Source organism: Hoeflea sp. (genome assembly GCF_984452065.1).
Window position 1 is genome coordinate 544 of sequence record NZ_CFHWAF010000215.1, and the last position, 4,237, is coordinate 4,780.

Below are 4,237 nucleotides of genomic sequence, written 5' to 3' on the forward strand. Positions count from 1 at the left end.
CGATGTCGGCGCGCAGCGTGTGAAGCGGTACACGGCCCTCGCGGTACCATTCCGTACGGGCGATTTCGGCGCCGCCGAGACGGCCGCCGCAGGTGATGCGGATGCCCTCGGCGCCAAGACGCATGGCCGACTGAACGGCACGCTTCATGGCGCGGCGGAACGCGACGCGGCGCTCAAGCTGCTGTGCGATCGATTGGGCGACAAGCGTCGCGTCGGTTTCGGGCTTGCGCACCTCGACAATGTTGAGATGCGTTTCCGAATTGGTCATCACCGACAGCTTGCGGCGCAGTTTCTCGATATCCGCGCCCTTCTTGCCGATGATCAGGCCAGGACGGGCCGAATGGATCGAGACGCGGCATTTCTTGTGCGGACGCTCGATGACGACTTTCGAGATCGCGGCCTGCTTCAGTTCCTTCGTCAGGTAGTCGCGGATCTGCAGGTCTTCCTGCAGAAGATCGCCATACTCGCCCTTTTCCGCAAACCAGCGGGAATCCCAGGTGCGGTTGATGCCGAGGCGAAAGCCGATCGGATTGATTTTCTGGCCCATTACGCGGCCTCCTCTTTTTCCTCGACTTCGCGGACGATGATCGTCAGGTGCGAAAACGGTTTTTCGACGCGCGAAGCACGGCCGCGACCGCGTGCATGGAAGCGTTTCATAACGATCGACTTGCCGACATAGGCCTCGGCGACGATCAGGGAGTCGACGTCGAGATCGTGGTTGTTCTCGGCGTTCGCGACTGCCGATTCCAGTGTCTTCTTGACGGTCTCCGAGATACGCTTGCGCGAGAATTCGAGGTCCGCGAGGGCGCGCTCCACCTTCTTGCCGCGGATCATTGCCGCTACGAGATTAAGCTTCTGCGGGCTGACGCGGAGCGTTCGGGCAACCGCTTTTGCCTCGTTGTCCTTTAGCCGGCGCTCGGCCTTGGCCTTGCCCATTGCTACTTCCTCTTCGCTTTCTTGTCGGCCCCGTGTCCGTAATAGGTACGGGTCGGGGAGAATTCACCGAGTTTGTGCCCGACCATGTCTTCCGACACGGAGACGGGAATATGCTTGCTGCCGTTGTAGACGCCGAATGTCAGGCCAACGAACTGAGGCAGGATGGTGGAGCGGCGGCTCCACGTCTTGATCACCTCGTTGCGGCCGCTTTCGCGCACCTTCTCTGCTTTCTTGAGAAGATAACCGTCAACAAACGGACCTTTCCAAACTGAACGAGCCACTTGAGACTTCCTCTCTTATTTCTTGCGCTGATGACGCGAGCGCATGATGAACTTGTCGGTCTGCTTGTTCGACCGTGTACGCTTGCCCTTGGTGGGCTTGCCCCACGGCGTGACCGGATGCCGGCCGCCGGAGGTGCGTCCTTCACCACCGCCGTGCGGATGGTCGATCGGGTTCATGACAACACCGCGCACGCTCGGGCGCTTGCCGAGCCAGCGGGACCGCCCCGCCTTGCCGTCGTTGCGGTTGGCATTGTCCGGATTGGACACGGCGCCGACGGTGGCGAGGCAATTGCCCGGAACAAGGCGCTGTTCGCCGGAGTTGAGGCGCAGAATCGCCATACCCTGGTCGCGGCCGACGAGCTGAACATAGGTGCCGGCGGAGCGGGCAATCTGTCCGCCCTTGGCGGGCTTCATCTCGACATTGTGAACGATCGTTCCGACCGGCATCGACTGCAGCGGCATGGTGTTGCCGGGTTTGACGTCGACGGCGGATTCGGACGAGATGACAGTGTCGCCGGCCGAAAGACGCTGCGGCGCCAGGATATAGGCCATTTCGCCATCGGCATATTTCACCAGAGCGATGAACGCCGTGCGGTTCGGGTCGTATTCAAGACGCTCGACGGTGCCTTCAACGTCGAACTTGCGGCGCTTGAAGTCGACAAGGCGGTAGGTGCGCTTGTGACCGCCGCCGCGATGGCGAACCGTCATACGGCCGGCATTGTTGCGGCCGCCCTTGGAGCTCAGCCCTTCCGTCAGCGACTTGACCGGCTTGCCCTTATAAAGACCCGAGCGATCAACGATAACCAGCTGGCGCTGGCTCGGCGTCGTGGGCTTGAAAGATTTCAGTGCCATTTGTCTTCTTCTTCCTTTGGGCTTGCCGTCACAGGCCGGTGGTGACGTCGACGGATTCGCCGTCGACCAGTGTCACAACCGCCTTCTTGACGTCGATTTGCCGGCCCTTGGTGCCGCGGAAACGCTTGACCTTGCCTTTGCGAACGAGCGTGTTGACCGATTTGACCTTGACGCCGAAGAGCGCTTCGACGGCGGCCTTGATCTCGGGCTTCGTCGCCGTCTTCGCGACGTTGAACACGACCTGGTTCTGCTCCGAGACCAGCGTCGACTTTTCGGTGATCACCGGCGAGGTGATGACATCGTAGTGGCGAAGATCCGTCATTTGAACCGCTCCTCAAGAGCCTCGACCGCGGCTTTGGAAAGCACCAGCTTGCCGCGACGCAGAATGTCGTAAACATTGATGCCCTGAACCGGCAGCACATCCACATTGGGAATGTTCTGCGCGGCGAGCCTGAAATTGTCGTCGAGCTCGGCGCCGCCGATGAACAGCGCGTTGGACAGGCCAAGCTTTTCCAGCGAACCGGTGAGCGCCTTGGTCTTGGGCTCCTTGGTCGCAAGATCGTCAACGACGATCAGGTTTTCATCGCGCAGCTTGGCCGACAGCGCATGGCGCAGGGCCAGTGCGCGTACCTTCTTCGGAAGGCCGTGCTCATGGCTGCGGACAACCGGGCCGTGGGCCTTGCCGCCGCCGCGGAACTGCGGCGCGCGAGCGGACGAATGCCGGGCGCGGCCCGTTCCCTTCTGCCGGAACATCTTTGCGCCGGTGCGGTTGATCTCCGAGCGTCCCTTGGTCTTGTGGGTGCCCTGCTGCTTACGGGCCAGTTGCCAGCGGACCATGCGCTGCAGGATGTCCTGCCGCGGCTCAAGTCCGAAAACGGTATCGGACAGCGATACCTTGCCGGCGGCCTTGCCTTCGAGGGTTGTTACCTTCAGGTCCATTATTCGGCTCCCTCAGTTGCTGCTTCGGCCGGAGCGCTGTCGGCTGCTGCCGCGGCGGCGCGAAGACCTGCCGGCTTGGGTGCGTTGTCCGGGATCGGCGCCTTGATGGCGTCCTTGACGAGGATCCAGGCTCCCTTGGAGCCCGGAACGGCGCCCTTGACCAGGATCAGACCACGGTCGCTGTCGGTCGAGACGACTTCAAGGTTCTGGGTGGTCACGCGGGTGCTGCCCATATGACCGGCCATCTTCTTGCCCTTGAACACCTTGCCCGGATCCTGACACTGACCGGTCGAGCCGTGGGAGCGGTGGGAGATCGACACACCGTGCGAGGCACGAAGGCCGGCGAAGTTGTGACGCTTCATGGCGCCGGCAAAACCCTTACCGACGCTGGTGCCGGTCACATCGACCTTCTGGCCGGCGACAAAGTGCTCTGCGGTGATCTCGGCTCCGACGTCGAGCATGTTGTCCTCGGACACGCGGAACTCGGCGAGCTTTGCCTTCGGCTCGACCCTGGCCGCGGCGAAATGGCCACGCATCGGCTTCGTCGTGTTCTTGGCCTTGGCGATGCCGACACCGAGTTGGACGGCGGTGTAGCCGTTCTTGTCTTCCGTACGCTGGGCAACGACCTGGCAGTTCTGGAGCCGCAAAACGGTCACCGGAACATGCTCGCCGGCGTCGTTGTAGACCCGGGTCATTCCCACTTTCTGTGCTATCACACCTGAACGCATTGGTTCGTCCTTGTCATAGTTTGGGTCCGGTCTTGCGCGAAGTTCCGTTTCGGCTTTTCGCAACCGGGCCCAGAGACTGCCCGTTAAAGCTTGATTTCCACGTCGACCCCGGCGGCAAGATCGAGCTTCATCAAAGCGTCGACCGTCTGGGGTGTCGGGTCCACGATGTCGAGAAGGCGCTTGTGCGTGCGCATCTCGAACTGCTCGCGGCTTTTCTTGTCGATGTGCGGCGACCGGTTGACGGTAAACTTTTCGATCCGCGTCGGGAGCGGAACAGGTCCGCGCACGCTCGCACCGGTGCGCTTGGCCGTCGACACGATTTCGCGCGTGGAGGCATCGAGAATCCGATGATCAAACGCCTTGAGGCGGATACGGATATTCTGGCCGTTCATTCGACTTATCCTCAGTTCACGGACTGACAATCAGCCCAAATCTCATTGCTTGCGGTTCGGACCGCCGGTTTTGCAAAATGCGCCGGAAAATCCGGCGCATTTAGCGTTT

General features: G+C 61.5%; 8 protein-coding genes. All 8 read right to left on the reverse strand.

What is annotated here, in order from left to right; all coding sequences use genetic code 11:
• Positions 1-547, reverse strand: a 547-nt coding sequence (gene rpsC, locus AC5E6N_RS23300; RefSeq protein WP_491750045.1) for a 30S ribosomal protein S3, incomplete at its 3' end; no start/stop codon positions are given.
• Complete coding sequence (gene rplV / locus AC5E6N_RS23305; protein WP_491750046.1) at positions 547-936, reverse strand: 50S ribosomal protein L22; 390 nt, start codon at positions 934-936, stop codon at positions 547-549. The genes rpsC and rplV, both read right to left, overlap by 1 nt.
• 2 nt (positions 937-938) lie before the next feature.
• Positions 939-1,217, reverse strand: coding sequence for a 30S ribosomal protein S19 (rpsS, locus tag AC5E6N_RS23310; RefSeq protein ID WP_267990071.1), 279 nt, complete (start codon positions 1,215-1,217; stop codon positions 939-941).
• 15 nt (positions 1,218-1,232) lie between these two features.
• Positions 1,233-2,069 carry a 50S ribosomal protein L2 gene (gene rplB, locus AC5E6N_RS23315; RefSeq protein WP_491691754.1) on the reverse strand — a complete coding sequence of 279 codons (837 nt, stop codon included), beginning with the start codon at positions 2,067-2,069 and terminating at the stop codon, positions 1,233-1,235.
• Between the two features lie 28 nt (positions 2,070-2,097).
• Entirely contained in the window at positions 2,098-2,391 is a 294-nt protein-coding gene (locus AC5E6N_RS23320; RefSeq protein WP_491691753.1) for a 50S ribosomal protein L23, read from the reverse strand.
• Positions 2,388-3,008, reverse strand: a complete 621-nt coding sequence (gene rplD, locus AC5E6N_RS23325; RefSeq protein WP_491750047.1) for a 50S ribosomal protein L4 — start codon at positions 3,006-3,008, stop codon at positions 2,388-2,390. Before rplD ends, AC5E6N_RS23320 begins: the two co-directional genes overlap by 4 nt.
• The gene (gene rplC / locus AC5E6N_RS23330; protein ID WP_491750048.1) at positions 3,008-3,736 is read right to left on the reverse strand and encodes a 50S ribosomal protein L3; all 729 of its coding nucleotides are present in this window, start codon (positions 3,734-3,736) and stop codon (positions 3,008-3,010) included. Before rplC ends, rplD begins: the two co-directional genes overlap by 1 nt.
• Before the next feature lie 83 nt (positions 3,737-3,819).
• On the reverse strand, positions 3,820-4,128 hold the full coding sequence (rpsJ, locus tag AC5E6N_RS23335) for a 30S ribosomal protein S10 (protein WP_003547547.1): 309 nt from the start codon (positions 4,126-4,128) through the stop codon (positions 3,820-3,822).
• Positions 4,129-4,237 lie beyond the last annotated feature (109 nt).

Bases quoted from the DNA above. Each gene is read 5' to 3' on its own strand.
- rplV (WP_491750046.1), bottom strand. From the start codon at position 936: ATGGGCAAGGCCAAGGCCGAGCGCCGGCTAAAGGACAACGAGGCAAAA.
- rplB (WP_491691754.1), bottom strand. From the start codon at position 2,069: ATGGCACTGAAATCTTTCAAGCCCACGACGCCGAGCCAGCGCCAGCTG.
- AC5E6N_RS23320 (WP_491691753.1), bottom strand. From the start codon at position 2,391: ATGACGGATCTTCGCCACTACGATGTCATCACCTCGCCGGTGATCACC.
- rplD (WP_491750047.1), bottom strand. From the start codon at position 3,008: ATGGACCTGAAGGTAACAACCCTCGAAGGCAAGGCCGCCGGCAAGGTA.
- rplC (WP_491750048.1), bottom strand. From the start codon at position 3,736: ATGCGTTCAGGTGTGATAGCACAGAAAGTGGGAATGACCCGGGTCTAC.
- rpsJ (WP_003547547.1), bottom strand. From the start codon at position 4,128: ATGAACGGCCAGAATATCCGTATCCGCCTCAAGGCGTTTGATCATCGG.